Genomic DNA, 18,304 nt, shown 5'->3' with positions numbered 1-18,304 from the left:
AACCCATTATTTTTGGAGGTGCTTATGTTTTGTTCAACGAAAAGCCAATTATGAAAAGAACAAAATTACTGGTCGTCCTGCTTTCATTTTCTTTACTTGTTTCCTTGTCCGGAATTAGTGCTCTCCTTCCATCGAAGGCTTCTGCTGCAAGCTCTCACGATGACAATTTTTCACCGAAGACGCTTACGTTCCTTCGTGCCAATACAGGGCTTGATGGTGAGCAGTGGGACAATATTATGAAGCTCATTAACAAACCCGAGCAGGACTCGCTTAAATGGACCGAGTACTATGGGTACTGCGAGGATATTGATGATGATCGAGGGTATACAATCGGCATATTCGGAGCCACGACAGGGGGAGACAACGACAAGCATCCGGACGGCCCGACCTTGTTCAAGGAATTCGACGCTGCCAGCGGTGCTTCCAATCCTTCGGTTGAGGGAGGCTTGTCCCGAATTGGTGTTAAGGGGTCAATGAAAGGATCAATATTGAAAATTAATGATAGCGAAAAAGTGTTCTGCGGCAAAATCAAAAAATTGCAAAACAATGATGCGTGGAGAGAGGCAATGTGGCAAACCTTCTATAAGGTTTACATAAAATACAGCGTGGAGCAAGCGCGCAAACGTGGTTTCAATTCTGCTCTGACGATTGGTTCCTTTGTTGATACAGCCTTAAATCATGGCGCTACTGGAGATTCTGGAACACTTGAAGGCCTTTTGTCCCGTTCAGGAAAAAGCAGCGATGAGAAGACATTTATGAAGAAATTTTATGACGAGAGAACAAAAATCGTGGATACCAGACAATACAATCAGCCGCCTAATGGCAAGAACCGTGTGAAGCAATGGAGCCAGCTGTGGGATATGGGGAAAGCAGACCTCAAGAACGCCGACGAAGCGGTCGTTAAAGTTACCAGTTGGAAAATGAAATGAGTCAAAAATCCCGCGTCCGTTTTTGGATGCGGGATTTTTTTCCTTTATCTTTTTAGCATTATTCATCCCGGCTACATACCCCTGCTCATTGCCTGCCATCTTGGATAATTGCGTATTCAACGCTGGCCGAAGCTTGGCTGTCGCAAAAAATATGATGGAAGTGACAAGGAATATGCTCCAAAAATGAGTAGCGCATAAAAGTACAATTAAGCCGAGCACGGATTCATAATTGGCGAGTCCGAAAGTCATTACCAGTACAAGCATGAATAGCATTGCATATTTGGATGTGAGTGATTTTGCATACAGCTTGAATATCGATTCCTTGCTTGCCACATGTGCCCGCGCCGCTTCCATCTGCTGCTTGGATAAGCTTTCTGGCAAGCGTATCACTGAAAAAACAGTTGCGGCAATAGCTGCAACTGCAGCTACATAGACTGGAGCTCTCGTTCCATATCCGGCGATAAATCCTCCTAGCCCAGGCCCGACTACAAATCCGAAGGACATGGCTGCGGCGAGCAGGCTGTTTCCTCTCGCACGTTCCTCAGTAGTGGTAATATCCGCTACGTAGGCCATCATAAGCAGGACTATCAGAGCTGCTGAGACTCCCTCCAGGAGCCTTGACGCATAGAGCTTCCATAACGCATCACCAACGGCGAACAGCAGCTTCGCAGCACTGAAAATGACAAGCCCGGCAAGAATAAACGTTTTCTTCCATATCAATCAGACATGCTGCCTGTAAGCGGGGACAGCAAAAACTGAGTAATGCCGTAAGCAGCAACTAACAATCCCATCGCTTGGCCGTTTGCGTCGAATTCGATGATTAATTCAGGCAGGATGGGCGTAATCAAGCCAACACCGACCATCACAAAAAATATTTTGAGCATTAATATTGCGAGTACTTTTGTTTTTGAGAAAGGTAACCATACGAAAGTCTCCTTACTTGTGGGCTGCACCACAATAACGATGATGTTCTAGCAAGTCATAGAACGCAAAAAACCTCCTTATCCATAAAGTACTGGATAGGAGGCAGACATGCGAACACAAAGACACACTGCTCCGCATACATGCAAAAGCCAGTAAGTGTCCGTTCGTTATGGTCAAAAAGCCCACACTAATCCTATCCAGAAAAGTCGTACAGGTACGATGTTTTCTTATGCGGAATCGGATTAGTAGATCATTGGCTTGAGGTCACCCTTTCAATGCTTATTGCTACAGAGCATAACACACTGGTTTTTATTGCTCGATTGTCATCTACTTTGTTTTCGTTAAAATATCTGTTGGACGCCTATTCGTAGGTTTGTTACGATAACGAAAAAACATCCATCCATGAAAGGAGTAGAGGCAAGCTGGATGAACAGTTTTCTCTGGATTCAGAAGAGCTATTCCCATCGGCAATGAGTCCATGAAGTATACATAAATGATAAAACGATTTAAAGGAAAAGAGGAGTTCTATTTTGCTGCAAATTATTAATCTGAAGGAAAGAATGGATTTACTGGAACAGGTGAGTCGTTGGCTGTGGAAGCAATGGGCAAGTGATAAACCGTACGAAGCGATCAAATATGCTACTGAACATCATGTCCATGTCGACCGTGTGCCGATGACGTTCGTGGCTTTGCTGGATGAGCAGCCTGTAGGTACGGTATCGCTGTGGATGAATGATTTTAAGTGTCGTCAAGATTTATACCCATGGCTGGCAAGCTTGTATGTGACGGAAGTGGCAAGGGGACAGGGAGTCGCTGCTGCGCTTCAACATTATGTTGTACAAGAGGCAAAGCGGCTCGGATATGATAGTTTATATTTGAATACGAATCATATTGGATTTTACGAGAGACAAGGTTGGGAGTTTGTAGAAGCAGCGCCGCTGCTGGAAGGTGGTTACAAACGAATTTATCGGAAAAACTTAATATAGTAATCGATAGGGCAGCGGAGAGCTGCCCATTATTTTTTTGCTAAAAAAGATAAAATCTCTCTCAGATTCCCGGAATTTACGATATATTCAATGGATATTTTTCTAGTTAAATGTAAAGAAAACTGATTTTGTATGATCTTTTTTTAGAGTGGTTTCCTCTTCATTTGCAAAATTCGACAATCATAGTGAAATGAGTCGAAACGCCCTTGTGTAGGATTCTGAGGGATGAAACATGATGTTTATTGTCCTAAATTCGGGAACATGTGAATGATTCGAAAGTGCTATGCGGTAATAAAAAGAGGATTTTAGATGCATGACTGTAGCTCTGTATGAAACCGATATTAGGTGTATCGTTCATCAATTATGAACGTAAACAATCATACAGATAGGGGATAAGCAGCAGATGAAACATCAGACGAAACAACTGACAAAAATACAAAAGAAACAACAGATGAAACAGCAGATGAAACAACGAGCATGGGTGAAGTGGACTTCAATTCTATTGGCGGCCACAGTCGCGACGGGGAGTACAGCGGGCTTCGCAGCGGCTGAGGAGCGAGGATTGCAGGTTAGGGAAGATGCAGCTCACACTGGAATTCGCAATGTAATCGCAACGCAAGATCCTTCTGTATCTGATTTGCCGCTTGATATCGAAGGAAGGCTGCCGATGACAGAACAGTCTGAAGCTCCAGGGATCCCGGAGCCTCCTGCTCAAGCTCTGAAGAGCATAAGCGAGCAGTCCACATACAGCATGGCTGATTTGAGTGCGATGTCGTATGAGGCGCTTACAGATCTGCTGGTAAGTATTGATTGGGAAAAGATTCCTGAACTATTCAAATTTAATGAGGACACACGTCGTTTTTATGCGGACGAAAATCGCATGCAAGCGATCATTGATCGGCTGGAGGAGAGCGGAAGACGATTTACGACCGAGGATATGCAAGGCATTCCTACACTGGTAGAGGTACTGCGTTCCGGTGTGTACCTAGGGTACTACAATAAGGAGCTGAGTCGCCTTAATGAGCTAGATTTCCGTGAGAAAATGCTGCCTGCCATGAAGGCGATTGTTGATAATCCGTCCTTTACTTGGGGAAATGAAGTACAGCATAAGGTTATTTCGTCAACAGGCAGATTGATTTCTAACGTCACGGTCGATACATATATCGTCAACCGGTTGACCGGGCTTTTGTCAGACTTTAATGATCGCATAGACCATTTGGGTGGTAATTTCTTATCAGGAAAGGCATTCTACGATGTACTAGAGGGCGTCGGGTATGTTCTGATGTATCGCATGACCGAGCCGGATCAGAAGGCCGAATTCAAGGGCAACATCGACGGATATTTGGAGCAATTATTCCGTCTGGGGAGCGAAGGTTCCACAGCAGAGGATAAGATATGGCTGACCAGCAATGCGATTTACTATTCTGGCGCGCTCGGTCATTATCATAGCGACCCGCAGAAAGCGAATCGGGTACTGACGAACGTGATGCAGACGAAGCCGAAGCTTGGGGAGCTCTATTTCGTAGCAGCTGATCAGATTGCACGGAATTACGATGAGAAGGATGCTTACGGCAACCGGGTTGATATAGATGAACTGAAGCAGCGCGGGAAGGAACATTATTTGCCGCAGCGAGTTGAGTTCGATGACGGCCAGTTTGTGATCCGGGCGGGGGGCCAATTGACCCAAGAGCAGCTTCAACGCCTATATTGGGCGGCGAAAGAAGTGAAGGCCCAATTCCACCGGGTGATCGGGAATGACAAGCCGTTAGAGGCAGGAAATCCGGACGATGTGCTTACGATCGTTATTTATAACAATCCAGATGAATATAAAATGAACCGATTATTGTACGGATATAGTACGGACAACGGCGGCATTTACATCGAAGGGGACGGTACCTTCTTTACATATGATCGCACGGAAGCTCAAAGCATTTATAGTTTGGAGGAGTTGTTCCGGCACGAGTTCACGCATTATTTGCAAGCACGCTTTGAGGTACCTGGCATGTTTGGCCAAGGGCCGTTGTATCAAGGCGGACGCATGCAATGGTTCGATGAAGGGGGAGCTGAATTCTTCGCTGGCGCCACGCGAATGGAGGGTATTCAGCCCCGCAAGTCGGTTGTCGGTTATTTGGTTGCTGACGAGCCAGGGCAGCGCTACACTGTATCGGATACCGTAAACTCGAAATATGGATCCTGGCAATTTTATAATTATTCTTTTGCACTATACGATTATTTATATCATCATGATTTCACGGCTATGGATCGGATTCATCGTGCGATCCGGAACAATGATGGGGATGCTTATGAGCAGCAGCTCGAATCCATAAGCGGTGATGCGCGCTTGAACGAATCGTATCAACGCTCCATTGAAGAGAAGGTTGCACGCTATGACAAATTATCGGTACCGCTTGTGTCTGACGACTATTTAAAAGCAGTAGAGCCGAAGCCGGAACTTGAAATCTACGATGAGATCACGAACTTGGCTGGACTGAGCAACAGAAGCGTTAAGAAAAGTAATTCTGGCTTGTTCAAGTCGTACGAGCTGCGCGGCACTTATGTCGGCGGTGCTTCTGCAGGAGTAGAACAAGACTGGCAGACGATGAACAAGTTGACGGATGGCTTCCTGCAAGCTTTGTCAGACAAACCATGGAACGGATACAAGACGCTTACGGCATACTTTACTAATTATCGTGTTAATGATGAAGGCAATTTCGTTTATGATGTTGTGTTCAATGGCAAGCTTCCCGAAGGCGCAGACGGCGGGGATGTAGAATTGCCGGATGGCGGCACCAATCCCGGAAACGGCAACGAAGGCAACAATGGGGATAAAGACGGCGATCAAAAAGATACTGCGGATCGTGAGCCAAACGACACATGGAAGACAGCTGTTCGACTCGACGATACAGGAAAAACGATTTCCGGTAAATTGAGTAATAAGGATGCGCTGGATATTTATCGTTTTGACGCGAAGCAGGCAGGGGAATGGACGATCGAATTGGAATCGGCGCAGGAACTGGGAGTAGCTTGGGTGCTATTCCATGAGTCTGACCCGAACAATTATCAGGCCTATCCGACTAAAAGGGAAGGGAACAGCTTAGCTGGCTCTATATCCGTTTCCGAGCCGGGAACCTATTATTTACACGTATATGCGGCAACAGAAGGAGATCAGTCGTATCGTCTGTCTGTTAAGTCGGAAGCGCAGCAACAGCCTGAACCAGAGGTGTCTTTATTTGAGGAGACTGAACCGAATGATGCGCCTGACATGGCTAATGGACCGGTACCAGTAGGCCGGACGGTAAATGGAACGCTTGAAGGAGACGACAAGCAGGATGTATTCATGATTGACTTGGACAAACCAACATCGTTGAACATTGGATTGGAAAAGCAGCAGGGCGAACACGTAAATTGGGTGTTGTACCGCGAGGGCGATAATGAGCAAGTTCTGTATCCTGTTGATATAGACGGAAATTGGATGAAGGGTCAAGTCGAAGCGGAACCTGGCCGGTATCATTTGTATGTGTATAAATTTGCCGATGAGGATGTTCGTTACAAGCTCGAAATTCAATAATATTTAATTTCATAACAGGTAAGTTGGTTACCGAAGTGCTGCTGTAACCGAAAAAGCGAGCGTGTCACTCTTCATTGAGCGGCACGCTTTTTTTCAGTTATCAAGCGTTTATCAAAATATATTTCCAATTTTATGAACCACAATTATACTTAGTAGAGTGAGTTTGGTGTAAGGAAATGAAAAAGTCTAGCGATGACCGACAAAAGGGGTAAATAGGCGGTGAAAAACAATAGTTATGAAAATATCAATCGAAGAAATCGATATTCAGAAGGAAGAAGAAATTATTATACGATGTCATGAAGTCACTGATGAAATCATGAGTCTGATAAAACGGATAAAACTGAAAAATAAAATGCTTATGGGCTTTCAGGAGGACACGATTCACCAAATCAAGCTCAGCGATGTGTACTATTTTGAATCGGTGGATAACAAGGTATTTATGTATTGCAAGGATAAGGTGTTTGAGGCGAAACAGAAGCTGTACGAGCTCGAACAGATAGTTGAGGGGAAGAAGTTTTTCCGCGCATCGAAATCTAGCATTCTCAATATCGCTAAAATATCGTACATCAAGCCGTCCATCAGCGGCAGGTTCGAGGCGAGAATGGATAATGGAGAGACGGTTATGGTGTCGCGTCAATATGTGCCGATTCTGAAATCGATGCTTGGTCTATAGGGAGGGACGAACATGAATGTTTCAGAGATTGTAAAAAGCTTTGTAAGAAATTACTTGCTTGTATTTGCAGGCATTGTCATATTCATCACCCTGCTGAATCATCTAAATATATGGGTAGACGGCTCGGATGCTTCGATATTTTCTCTCGGTTTCCATCATATATACGCAATCATGATATGCGCTTTGGTAGGTGTCTTGCCAAGTCCTTTGTTCTATTATTCTGCTGATGATACAAGCGAAAAGGGAATGAGGTTGCGAATTTTGATCCATTTTGTGATCTTGGAAGTAGTGCTGCTTATTTTCACGAATTGGATGGGTTGGGTAACGGGAGTAGTTAACACAATGATACTCGCATTTGAAATCGCAATTATCTCCCTGCTTGTCCGTTGGCTTGAATGGAGCAGTGACAGGAAGGTCGCAATGGAAATCAACGAGAAGCTACAAAAACTAAAAAATGATGAAGAACAATAAGACGGGAGGCAGCAGCTTACCTCGTCTTTTTTACAGCTTACTTTGTTATTCATACAGCATAGTGTCGTTCATATTTACTCTGCACCAATCGTTATGTATGCTGATGCTGCACGAATGAAGCAGAGGAGGCTTGGATTTGGATGATAGGAAACATGATTATTGCTGTTGTTTGTGAAGTAGCATTTGCAGTATTCCGCATTTGTACAAAGTCATATCAGAAAAAAATTAAAGCCATAATAAGGATTGGCGCGTTTGCAGCATTCCTAATTTTCACACTGGCTTCGGTCATAGAGTGGAGCTTCCGTTGGATGGGACTTGGAATGTTGCTGTTTGTCTGGGCGCTTCTTGGAGTGTGGACGCTCATACGCAGCAAAGAGGAGCACAAAGAATATAAAAGCAGCCGCGTTATCAGAAATGCTATTGCTATGCTTATGCTCGTCATCATCGCTATAATTCCTGCTCTCGTATTCCCGCAGTATCATTTGCTACCTGTTACGGGGAAATATCAAGTCGCAACCGCAACATACACCTATGTTGACAAAAATCGTATCGAACAATTTACAGACACAGGAGAAAATCGGCACGTTAATGTTGAGTTTTGGTATCCTGAACAGGCAGACGGTACCTATCCGCTGTTGGTATTCTCTCCTGGTGCATTCGGCAGCAAAGAAAGCAATTATTCAGCCTATATGGAGCTTGCGAGCCACGGGTACGTAGTATGCTCTATTGATCATCCGTATCATTCTTTTTATACGGAGTCCGAGGACGGAAACAGGGCGTTCATCGATCAGGGATATATGCAGGAAGTCTTTGGTGCCAACAAGGGAACATACACGGTAGAGCAGACCTATGGGCTTAATCAAAAATGGATGAAGCTGCGTACGGATGACATGAATTTTGTAATCGATACGGTTTTAGGAAAAACAAAAACGAGTAGTGACAAGGCGTATCAACTGGTGAATACCCACAAAATAGGTCTGTTCGGACACTCTATGGGTGGAGCGGCAAGCACGATGCTTGGCAGGGAGCGTGATGATGTTGGCGCCGTTGTCAATATCGATGCCCCAATGATTGGCGAGCTCGTATACAACAAGGAGACCGATGATTTTGCGGCAAGCAACCAGACCTATACAACTCCGCTTCTTAATATCTATTCTGACGCTGTGTGGGTACAGCTCCTACAGCGCAACAGCAAATCTCCTTATGCAGCTAACAAGGTTATTGATAAAAAAGGTAAAGTAGTGCATACCGTCCATTTCCAAGGAGCGGAGCATTTGAGTCTTACCGACCTGTCCCTCATTTCCCCGCTAATATCCAATATGCTGCAGGGCGGCAGGGTGGCAGAGATTGATCCCTATTACTGTCTTGAAACGATGAATCATATTCTAGTACAATTTTTCGATAGTTATCTCAAAGGGCAGGGCAGCTTCACATCTGCCGGGACATATTGACGGGCAAATCACTCTTAACTATTTCGATCCTCAACTTTTATCTTTTTTCATATTGCGCTTCAGATCGTTTGTGCTATAATAAATGTCGAATGGACGACCATTCACGTCATGCACAACAGAAGAAGTTATAGACAATGGAAGTTTGGTGCAAATCCAACACGGTCCCGCCACTGTAATAGGCCGAATGCTCGGTCTTAAGTCAGGTCTTTTGTCTAGTAACTTTGCCAGGCCAGTCATTTCGAGGCGAAAGTGACTGGTTTACAAGTCTAGTGACGATTGCGCCTCACTAGGCTTTTTTATATTTTCTTGGAGGCTGTCGACAACGCAGTCGAGTCAGCCTGGTGGTCGCCGCCGAAAATACGAAGATGTACAAGCTGGGCAAGCGGGACGTTTTTCAACGAAGAAGAACCAGATGCACAATGATGTGCATGTCCCAACTTTTTCTTATAGAGGTTGTTCAAAAAGTCCGCTTTTGATCACGAAGTAAATCATGAAGTGGACTCGGCATCGAAATTTGAATTCAGCCGGACCTTCTGGTGCTCATGTACCCAAAACGTACGCTCCGCTCCTCAGGTCCTAGCTTCATCCAACTTTCTCGGTGCTGAAAACCGGCCTTTTTGAACACGCACTTATACAAATTTGTCGTAATGATGAACTCGACCCTATTGAGGTTGACGCATGTTTGCGTTACGATGTACAGTATAGATGATAATTGAATGATAAGTTGCACAATGGCGTGCACACGACATAACAAGCAAAGAGGCTTTTTGAAGGGATCCATCCCTTTGAGAGGCCTCTTTTTTTGTTGCAACTACTCGTTGGAGGTGCTTTACGTGGATAAACTTTCGATCAAAGCCGATCTCTATATGGGGCATGGCGCGCTGGATCGTCTGATGGAATGGCGCAATAAGCGGATTTTCATCGTTACCGATCCATTCATGGTCAAATCAGGGATGATCAACATGGTATTCGATCGGCTGCATGAGAGCAATGAGCAATACATTTTCAGCAATATCGTACCCGATCCACCTGTTGAAATCGTAACTGAAGGTGTACAGGCATTGGGTGCCTTCAACACAGATTTAATCATTGCAATTGGCGGCGGGTCTGCGATTGATGCGGCTAAGGCAATGAAGCTGTTTGCGCATAAGCTGCTGAACCAGCAGGAGATTCCGTTCGTCGCGATACCGACAACAAGCGGAACAGGATCAGAAGTGACTTCGTTCTCTGTGATTAGTGACAAGCAGAAAAATATCAAATACCCGCTTGTGTCCGATGAAATGCTGCCGCAAGAGGCAATATTGGATCCAGAGCTGGTTAAGAGTGTGCCGGACTTCATTACGGCAGATACCGGAATGGATGTATTGACGCATGCGATTGAAGCTTATGTGTCTACTAAAGCGAATGATATATCCGATGCGCTTGCTGAGAAGGCAATTAAGATGGTGTTTGCTTACTTGCCACGTGCATATAAAGATGGTGGAGATTTAGAAGCACGTGAGAAGATGCATAATGCCTCCTGTATTGCGGGCATGGCATTTAATATTACTTCGCTCGGGCTTAACCATGGCATTGCGCATGTCGCAGGAGCCAAATTCAAAATTGCGCATGGCCGCATGAATGCAATGCTGCTCCCGCATGTTATTGAATACAATGCAAATTATAAACCAGGCTATGGCAGAGAAGAGAGCACAGCTGCAGCGGTTCGCTATGCAGAAATCGCGAAGAGCTTGGGTCTATCCGCACCGAACCCGAAGAGCGGCGTACGCAGCTTGGTGCAAGCAATCAAGCAACTGCAGAAGCAATTGCAGATGCCGCAGACGCTGAAGGAATGCGGAATTGAGCAGGCGCTGCTGGATGAAATGAGAGCGTCGGTTGCCGAAGGCGCGTTGAAAGACGGCTGCACAGCGACGAATCCTCGTGTACCAACAGCAGGAGATGTGGCTGAAATTTTGAACAAAATGTTTCAATCGTAGGTTTGCGTCGAATTTTGTCTGAATGTGTATTGACAACGTTTGCAGTATTAAAATATAGTAAAGGTAACACAACGGCGTGTTGCATACAAAACCAAGCAAAGAGGCTTCTTAAAATTCCTGTGCGAACTTTTAAGGGGCTTTTATGTTTTTTACAGCAATTTCACGTGTTTCTGATATGAGAGTGAGATGATGGTATGGAGCAACACACTGAGAAACAACGCGTTATCCAAGAGTACGTGCCTGGTAAACAGGTCACGCTGGCTCATATTATCGCGAATCCGAATCCAGATATCTATAAGAAGCTGGGATTAGGGAATGACGCACATGATTCAATCGGAGTCATGACGATAACACCAAGCGAAGCGTCCATTATTGCAGCGGATATCGCGACAAAGGCAGCTGGCGTACAGATCGGCTTCGTCGATCGCTTCAGCGGATCACTCGTCATTACAGGCGATGTATCCTCTGTCGAATCTGCTATAAGTGAAGTGCTGTTTGGACTTCAAAATATTTTAGGCTTCTCAACTGCTGCGAACATAACGAGAACGTAGGTGAAGAAGCTGATGAGAAAAATTATTTTCGCCGGAAGTACCGGTTCTGGCAAGACGACACTGTGCCAATGGCTGCACGGTCAAGAAATTGCCTATAAAAAGACGCAAGCGATTGAAAGCTTCGACCAAGCGATCGATACGCCGGGCGAGTGCATCGAGAACCGATATTTGTACAAGATGCTGCTCGTATCGAGCGTAGATGCTGACGTAATCGGGCTTGTGCAAGATTGCACGAAGGAAGATAGCTACTTCCCACCGGCCTTCGCAACTGTATTCGCCAAGCCGGTCATCGGCGTGGTGACGAAGGCGGAACTGGCCGAGTCGCAGGAGCAAATCGCACAAGCGAGAGCTCATCTGCAGGCGGCTGGTGTAGAGCAGATATTTGAAGTCTCGACGATAGAGAATGTGGGAGTGGAGGCGCTTCAGCAATACTTGGAGGCGTAAACGGCTAATTCTATTTCAAGAGGCGCAATACCAATAGACAAGCAAATAACGGCAGACAATGAGGTGCATGACACATGAATGGAAAAATTGTAATAGTCGACGATGAACCTATTACAAGAATGGATATTCGTGAGATGCTCGAAGAGGCGGACTACAATGTAGTAGGCGAAGCTTCCGATGGATTTGAAGCCATCGAATTATGTAAGAAGCATCTGCCTGACCTCGTCATCATGGATGTTCAAATGCCCATCCTCGATGGGCTCAAGGCTAGTAAACGAATCTTATCAGAGCAGCTGGCAGGAGGGATTATTCTCTTGACCGCCTTCAGCGACAAGCAAACAATCGAGAAAGCCTCGGCTGTCGGTGCGCTTGGCTATCTGGTAAAGCCGCTTGATGAAAAGTCGTTCATTCCCATGGTGGAAGTGACCATTGCCAAAGGCAAGGAGATACGCAAGCTGGAGCAGAATCTATCGAAGCTGACGCAGAAGATGGAAGAGCGCAAAGCAGTGGAGAAGGCGAAAGGGATCTTGATGAAGGAAAATGGCTATACCGAAGAGGAAGCCTATCAAACCCTGCGCAAATTAAGTATGGATAGACGATGTCCGATGATGGAAATCGCAACCACGATCGTCATGTCCTATGATTGATTTCAAAGAACGAATCAAGCAGCTGTGCAGACTCCATACGGGGTTGTCTGAAGCGGATATGGCATGGATATGCGAAATTGCAGAGTCTTTTGAACATACCGAGGTACAAGACGATGTGTTCATTGATGTACTGTCCAGTGTATCGAACGAGGCTATCGTCGTATATCATCGCCGTCCGAGCGAACGACAGTCCTTGTATGAGCGGCCAGTTACGGGAGAGAAGGCGCTGCGCGAGAATGAGCCTGGCGTTCTGAGAACACTGGAGACTGGCATTATGTCGCAAGGTCTTGTCGCCAACACACAGGAGAATCATCTTGTTCGGCAGACGGTATATCCGATGAAAAATCAAGATGGCGTCATTGCGGTCGTCATTTATGAAAAAGATGTGAGTGACAATATTCAAGCTCATTTCAATATGGCGGGAGCACCGTATGAAGATGGCGAGATGTCTTCTATGCTGACGGCTATGCTTCGTTTCAAAGATTCGCTTATCAATCAGTTGGAGGACGCTGTTCTCGTGTTTGACAAGCATGGATTTTTGAAGCTCAAAAATATGCAGGCAGATGCGTATTATAGACAACTTGGCTATTTGGAGGATATACAGGGCTTGCATTATGACAATTTGTCGCTCGATCAGACGATGTTCTCCGAGGTGATGAAGCAGCATTCATCTTCACCATGTTGTCCATTGACGACAGATGTGAAGGCTGCAGGCCGATACTTCCAAGTGAAGCGGCTATTCATTGAGGAGAAGGATCTATGCGTAGGCGTCATTCTGCACGATGTAACCGAGATTAAGGACAAGGAAGCAGAAATCATCTCAAAGTCGGTAGCCATTCGTGAAATTCACCATCGAGTGAAGAACAATTTGCAGACGGTGGCATCCCTGCTGCGCATTCAAGGCCGACAGTGCAAGAGCCCTGAGGCTAAGAAATGTCTGGATGACAGTGTCAGTCGGGTATTGGCAATTGCGGCCACTCATGAACTGCTATCGACGGAAATCGATGCACAAGTAGATCTACTTGATGTCATACGACTCATAGCATCGAACATTGAGCGCTGCTTCGTCCATTGCCATGCTGTCGGTGTGAACATCTCTTCAACGGACAGTATTTGCTTAGATAGTGATCGTACCGTAGATATCGCGCTGATTGTAAGTGAGCTGCTGCACAATAGCTATGAGCATGCGTTCGGGGATTGTATAGAAGGTGAAATCACGATCAAGGCTCAAGTCGAAGGAGGTCTTGTTACCGTCGTCGTTGCAGACAACGGAACAGGATTCGTGGTAGAGGAAGCTTCTCGCAAGAGCTTAGGGCTGTCGATCGTTCGCAGCTATGTGAAGGATAAGCTGAAAGGGAAGCTCACGATTGCATCAGGTGATAAGGGCACGGCTGTTACATTTACGTTCAAAAAATAAATATTCGAACTACAAGGGCGTAGTTTTAGAAGCAAAGAGGCTTAAAGTCAACCATATCCGGTGTGAATCGGAAGTGGTGCTTTAAGCCTTTTTATGTTCGAATGGTGTTGTTCGAATGTTACCACAATGCGATTCAGGAACTATGCCCAGTGGAGTTAAACGGAAATCAATCGGTGGGGGTGAGGAAAGTGGAAGAACAATTGCTGAGTGTAGGCATCGATATGGGGACTTCTACGACACAGATTGTGTTATCGAAGCTGCACATTCAGAACATGGCATCTTCCTTCACAGTGCCGCGATTGGTCATTACGGACAAAGAAGTTGTATATCGAAGCGATATTTGCTTCACGCCTGTAATGGAGGACAATCGCATCGATATGCAGCAGATTCAGGTGTTTGTTGAAGAGCAGTATGCGAAGGCTGGCATTCGCAAGGAAGATATTCAGACAGGCGCCGTCATTATTACGGGGGAAACAGCTCGCAAAGACAATGCCAACGAAGCGGTTCTGTCGCTAAGCGGTTTCGCTGGAGATTTCGTAGTTGCGACGGCTGGCCCGGATCTGGAGAGCATTATCGCTGCGAAAGGTGCAGGTGCCCATACGTATTCCAAGGAGCATTCGACTTCCATCGTCAATATCGATATTGGCGGAGGTACGAGCAATCTGGCGCTATTCGCTAGCGGCGATCTCATCGATACAGGCTGCCTTGATATCGGTGGACGACTCATTAAGGTGGATCAAGCCACACATAAAGTGACGTACATTGCACCGAAAATTAAGCAGTTGGCAGAGCGGAGAGGCATTAAGCTCACACTCGGTCAGCAAGTTACTCCAGCCGACTTGGAGCCGATTATCGGAGAGATGGTCAAGCTGCTCGAAGAGAGTGTTGGCCTAAGGCAGACTGACGACTTCTATAACACGATTATTACGAATAAAGGGATCAAGCTGGATCGTTCGATTCCGTGCATTTCTTTCTCAGGCGGCGTCGCGGACTACATTTATGAAGAGGCGACGGGCGATGTGTTCCAGTACGGTGACATCGGCATCTTGCTCGGCCGTGCCATCGCAGCGTCTCCGCTTACGACGCAAATGACAGTAGCCCGATCGGCTGAGACCATCCGAGCAACCGTAGTTGGAGCAGGGTCTCATACGACGGAAATTAGCGGCAGCACGATTACGTACACGGAAGAGAGCTTCCCGATTAAGAATATTCCGATTCTGAAGCTTGCTGCGGCAGATGAGTCGGGAAGCAGTGAGACGCTGGCGCAGGCGATTGCCGACAAGCTGAATTGGTTCAAGCTGAACAACGATCTGCAGCGGGTTGCGATCGCATTGGAAGGGAAGAAGAGCCCCAGCTTCCAAGAGGTTCAGAAATATGCGCAAGGGATGTATCAAGGCATGTCCGAGCTGCTGGAGCGGGATTATCCCCTCATCGTGATCGTCCATCACGACATGGCGAAGGTGCTGGGGCAGACGCTGTACGCCCTGCTTGACTACAAGAAGGATGTTGTCTGCATCGATAGTGTTGTGGTTGACAACGGCGACTATATCGATATCGGCAAGCCGATTGCGAATGGCAAGGTGCTGCCAGTCGTCATTAAAACCCTCGTATTTCATTAGAGGAGGTTCAAAAATTTCGATTTTGATCACGAAGTGATACTGGTAGTAACTCGGCATCGAACATTGCGTTCACTCTCGAAAAGCGTATGCTTTCGAAGCATGTTTCCTTCGGAAACATTTTAGCTGCTCATGTAGTCTTGCCTACACTGCGCTGCTCTTTACAAGTTTTGCAACGCAAAACTCGCTACGGAAGCTTAAGCTTCGAGTTCTCACAATCTTCTCGGTGCTGAAATCCGAACTTTTTGAACTTTTATTAAGACAAATTGATATTGAGTTGGAAGGAGGAGCTTTTGTGATTTTAAAAACGAAGTTGTTTGGCCGCGTGTATCAGTTCAGCAGCCTTATGGAAGTTATGGCAAAAGCAAACGAGGAAAAATCAGGGGATACACTGGCTGGGCTGGGTGCTACTTCGTCCGAAGAGCGTGTAGCTGCGAAGGTAGTTCTCTCCCAAATTAAGCTGTCTGATCTGCGCAACAATCCAGCCGTTCCTTACGAGGTAGATGAGGTTACCCGCATTATCCAAGATGGGGTTAATGAGCGCATTTACAGTGAAATTCAAAACTGGACGGTTGAAGAGCTGCGGGAGTGGATCTTGAATGAGAACACGACTGAAGCTGACATTAAACGCGTATCGCGCGGGTTGACAGCCGAAATGATTGCAGCGGTTGCGAAGATTATGTCCAACCTTGACCTGATGTACGGTGCGAAGAAGATTCGCATTGAGGCTACTGCCAATACGACGATTGGCCGTGCAGGTACGTTGTCCGCACGTTTGCAGCCGAATCACCCGACAGATGATCCGGATGGAATCATGGCTTCCCTTATGGAAGGCTTGACCTTCGGTATCGGGGACGCCGTACTTGGTCTCAATCCAGTTGACGACTCGGTTGAGAGTGTAACGCGTGTATTGAAGCGATTCGAGGAATTCCGTCAGAAGTGGGAGATTCCAACGCAAACTTGCGTTTTGGCTCACGTTACCACGCAAATGGAAGCGGTGAAGCGCGGCGCGCCGACAGGACTTATCTTCCAATCGATCGCCGGCTCTCAAAAAGGGAATGAAGCATTCGGCTTCAATGCCGACACGATTGCGGAAGCGCAGCAGCTTGTCTTGCAGCACGGGCAAGTAGCAGGGCCAGACGTCATGTACTTTGAAACAGGGCAAGGCTCGGAGTTGTCTTCCGAAGCGCATCACGGCATTGACCAAGTGACGATGGAAGCGCGTTGCTACGGTTTTGCGAAGAAATACAATCCGTTCCTAGTCAATACTGTTGTTGGATTCATCGGGCCTGAGTATCTGTACGATGCGAAGCAAGTCGTTCGCGCCGGCTTGGAAGATCACTTCATGGGTAAGCTGACAGGCGTCTCCATGGGTTGTGATGCTTGTTACACGAACCATATGAAGGCTGACCAGAATGACTTGGAGAACTTGGCTGTGCTCTTATCTACAGCAGGTTGTAACTTCTTCATGGGCATCCCGCATGGCGATGATGTCATGCTTAACTATCAGACAACGGGCTATCATGAAACCGCGACCCTGCGTGAATTGCTTGGCTTGCGTCCAATCCGCGAGTTCGAACAATGGATGGAGAAGATGGGCTTCATTGAAAATGGCAAGTTGACGAAAAAAGCCGGAGACGCATCCGTGTTTCTTAAGTAGGGAAAGGAGGAAGCTCACATGAACGAAAAAGATCTAAAATCGATGATTGAGTCGATATTGAACGAAATGGTAGGAAACGAGACGGTGCCGGCTGCAGAAGCAGTGAAGGAAGTCGTCACGAAGGCAGTGGAAGTGACTGCTCCGCAAGAGGGAAAAACGGAGTCTGCCGTAGGTGGGCTGGTACAAGCCACCATGCCTGCAGAAGAGCAACTGGACGATGGCGAATGTCTGGATGATATTACAGATATCGATCTGCGCAAGCTGCTGCTTGTACCGGATCCAGAAGACCGCGAAGGCTACTTGAAAATGAAAGAAAAAACACCGGCACGCCTTGGCGTATGGCGTGCAGGCCCACGATACAAGACAATTACGTCGCTGCGCTTCCGTGCTGACCATGCTGCAGCACAAGATGCCGTGTTCTCCTACGTGTCTGAGGACTTCGTGAAGGAAATGAATCTTGTGCCGATTGCGACAAAATGTCGGGACAAGGATGAATATATTACGCGCCCTGACTTGGGACGCCAATTCTCGGATGAAACGATTGCGACGATTAAACAGCGTACGACCAATCAGGCGAAAGTTCAGATTATGGTTGGTGATGGCTTAAGTTCCGCCGCGATTGAAGCCAATTTGCGCGATATCATTCCATCCATCACACAAGGTCTGAAGATGTATGGTTACGAAGTCGGCAATATCTTGTTTGTTAAGCATTGCCGCGTTCCTTCCATGGATGTCATTGGCGATGTAACAGAAGCGGATGTCGTGTGTCTGCTCGTTGGCGAACGTCCAGGATTGGTTACCGCTGAATCAATGAGTGCCTACATCGCTTATAAGCCGACGGTAGGTATGCCTGAAGCGAGACGCACGGTTATCTCCAACATTCACTCAGGCGGTACGCCTGCAGTTGAAGCCGGCGCGCATATTGCAGAGCTGATCAAGACGATGATTGACCGCAAAGCATCAGGTATTGATTTGAAACTGTAGCGTTCAT

15 protein-coding genes, 1 pseudogene and 1 riboswitch are annotated in these 18,304 nt (G+C 46.5%); of the genes and pseudogenes, 14 read left to right on the top strand and 2 right to left on the bottom strand.

Annotated elements, in window-relative coordinates; all coding sequences use genetic code 11:
• The first annotated feature begins 29 nt into the window (after positions 1-29).
• Complete coding sequence (locus ABN764_RS15810; protein ID WP_446672456.1) at positions 30-929, top strand: chitosanase; 900 nt, start codon at positions 30-32, stop codon at positions 927-929.
• Positions 930-1,118: 189 nt separating this feature from the next.
• On the opposite strand, the pseudogene ABN764_RS15805 reads toward ABN764_RS15810, so the two are convergent.
• A pseudogene (locus tag ABN764_RS15805) lies at positions 1,119-1,649 on the bottom strand (MFS transporter); the annotation flags it as partial.
• Positions 1,646-1,813, bottom strand: a complete 168-nt coding sequence (locus ABN764_RS15800) for a hypothetical protein (protein ID WP_268624677.1) — start codon at positions 1,811-1,813, stop codon at positions 1,646-1,648. The pseudogene ABN764_RS15805 and the gene ABN764_RS15800, both read right to left, overlap by 4 nt.
• Positions 1,814-2,383: 570 nt before the next feature.
• On the opposite strand from ABN764_RS15800, the gene ABN764_RS15795 reads away from it, so the two are divergent.
• The 13 genes from ABN764_RS15795 to eutC all read left to right on the top strand — a co-directional run bounded on the left by ABN764_RS15795 (position 2,384) and on the right by eutC (position 18,297).
• Positions 2,384-2,839 (top strand): GNAT family N-acetyltransferase, encoded by a 456-nt coding sequence (locus ABN764_RS15795; RefSeq protein WP_446672455.1) that lies wholly within the window; start codon positions 2,384-2,386, stop codon positions 2,837-2,839.
• Between the two features lie 403 nt (positions 2,840-3,242).
• Positions 3,243-6,407 (top strand): collagenase, encoded by a 3,165-nt coding sequence (locus tag ABN764_RS15790; RefSeq protein ID WP_446672454.1) that lies wholly within the window; start codon positions 3,243-3,245, stop codon positions 6,405-6,407.
• Between the two features lie 235 nt (positions 6,408-6,642).
• A complete protein-coding gene (locus tag ABN764_RS15785) occupies positions 6,643-7,080 on the top strand; it encodes a LytTR family DNA-binding domain-containing protein (RefSeq protein WP_138185347.1) in 438 nt (145 codons plus the stop codon).
• A 12-nt stretch (positions 7,081-7,092) separates the two neighbouring features.
• Positions 7,093-7,551, top strand: coding sequence for a DUF3021 family protein (locus tag ABN764_RS15780; protein ID WP_021257974.1), 459 nt, complete (start codon positions 7,093-7,095; stop codon positions 7,549-7,551).
• Positions 7,552-7,691: 140 nt separating this feature from the next.
• Positions 7,692-9,002, top strand: coding sequence for an alpha/beta hydrolase family protein (locus ABN764_RS15775; RefSeq protein WP_446672453.1), 1,311 nt, complete (start codon positions 7,692-7,694; stop codon positions 9,000-9,002).
• A gap of 110 nt (positions 9,003-9,112) precedes the next feature.
• Positions 9,113-9,264, top strand: a riboswitch (adenosylcobalamin (AdoCbl) riboswitch).
• A gap of 571 nt (positions 9,265-9,835) precedes the next feature.
• On the top strand, positions 9,836-10,978 hold the full coding sequence (locus ABN764_RS15770; protein WP_446672452.1) for a 1-propanol dehydrogenase PduQ: 1,143 nt from the start codon (positions 9,836-9,838) through the stop codon (positions 10,976-10,978).
• 194 nt (positions 10,979-11,172) lie between these two features.
• On the top strand, positions 11,173-11,529 hold the full coding sequence (locus ABN764_RS15765) for a BMC domain-containing protein (protein ID WP_021252539.1): 357 nt from the start codon (positions 11,173-11,175) through the stop codon (positions 11,527-11,529).
• A gap of 12 nt (positions 11,530-11,541) precedes the next feature.
• Positions 11,542-11,973 (top strand): EutP/PduV family microcompartment system protein, encoded by a 432-nt coding sequence (locus ABN764_RS15760; RefSeq protein ID WP_268624682.1) that lies wholly within the window; start codon positions 11,542-11,544, stop codon positions 11,971-11,973.
• A gap of 74 nt (positions 11,974-12,047) precedes the next feature.
• Entirely contained in the window at positions 12,048-12,620 is a 573-nt protein-coding gene (locus tag ABN764_RS15755; RefSeq protein WP_021252537.1) for an ANTAR domain-containing response regulator, read from the top strand.
• Positions 12,613-14,037, top strand: coding sequence for a sensor histidine kinase (locus ABN764_RS15750; RefSeq protein WP_268624683.1), 1,425 nt, complete (start codon positions 12,613-12,615; stop codon positions 14,035-14,037). The genes ABN764_RS15755 and ABN764_RS15750 overlap by 8 nt, the downstream gene beginning before the upstream one ends.
• Before the next feature lie 188 nt (positions 14,038-14,225).
• Positions 14,226-15,656 (top strand): ethanolamine ammonia-lyase reactivating factor EutA, encoded by a 1,431-nt coding sequence (gene eutA, locus ABN764_RS15745; RefSeq protein ID WP_446672451.1) that lies wholly within the window; start codon positions 14,226-14,228, stop codon positions 15,654-15,656.
• A gap of 292 nt (positions 15,657-15,948) precedes the next feature.
• Entirely contained in the window at positions 15,949-17,313 is a 1,365-nt protein-coding gene (locus ABN764_RS15740) for an ethanolamine ammonia-lyase subunit EutB (protein ID WP_021252534.1), read from the top strand.
• 18 nt (positions 17,314-17,331) lie between these two features.
• Positions 17,332-18,297 carry an ethanolamine ammonia-lyase subunit EutC gene (eutC, locus tag ABN764_RS15735; RefSeq protein WP_044355399.1) on the top strand — a complete coding sequence of 322 codons (966 nt, stop codon included), beginning with the start codon at positions 17,332-17,334 and terminating at the stop codon, positions 18,295-18,297.
• Positions 18,298-18,304: the final 7 nt, after the last annotated feature.

Source organism: Paenibacillus wuxiensis, from assembly GCF_040195695.1.
GTDB classification, from domain to species: domain Bacteria; phylum Bacillota; class Bacilli; order Paenibacillales; family Paenibacillaceae; genus Paenibacillus_B; species Paenibacillus_B suaedae.
Note: the sequence above shows the minus strand (reverse complement) of the source record. Positions and strands in the feature narration are given on the sequence as shown.

Excerpts from the sequence above, each read along its gene's own strand:
- ABN764_RS15765 (WP_021252539.1), top strand. The coding sequence starts at position 11,173 with ATGGAGCAACACACTGAGAAACAACGCGTTATCCAAGAGTACGTGCCT.
- ABN764_RS15790 (WP_446672454.1), top strand. The coding sequence starts at position 3,243 with ATGAAACATCAGACGAAACAACTGACAAAAATACAAAAGAAACAACAG.
- ABN764_RS15760 (WP_268624682.1), top strand. The coding sequence starts at position 11,542 with ATGAGAAAAATTATTTTCGCCGGAAGTACCGGTTCTGGCAAGACGACA.
- ABN764_RS15785 (WP_138185347.1), top strand. The coding sequence starts at position 6,643 with ATGAAAATATCAATCGAAGAAATCGATATTCAGAAGGAAGAAGAAATT.
- ABN764_RS15780 (WP_021257974.1), top strand. The coding sequence starts at position 7,093 with ATGAATGTTTCAGAGATTGTAAAAAGCTTTGTAAGAAATTACTTGCTT.
- ABN764_RS15800 (WP_268624677.1), bottom strand. The coding sequence starts at position 1,813 with ATGCTCAAAATATTTTTTGTGATGGTCGGTGTTGGCTTGATTACGCCC.
- eutC (WP_044355399.1), top strand. The coding sequence starts at position 17,332 with ATGAACGAAAAAGATCTAAAATCGATGATTGAGTCGATATTGAACGAA.
- ABN764_RS15775 (WP_446672453.1), top strand. The coding sequence starts at position 7,692 with ATGATAGGAAACATGATTATTGCTGTTGTTTGTGAAGTAGCATTTGCA.
- ABN764_RS15755 (WP_021252537.1), top strand. The coding sequence starts at position 12,048 with ATGAATGGAAAAATTGTAATAGTCGACGATGAACCTATTACAAGAATG.
- ABN764_RS15750 (WP_268624683.1), top strand. The coding sequence starts at position 12,613 with ATGATTGATTTCAAAGAACGAATCAAGCAGCTGTGCAGACTCCATACG.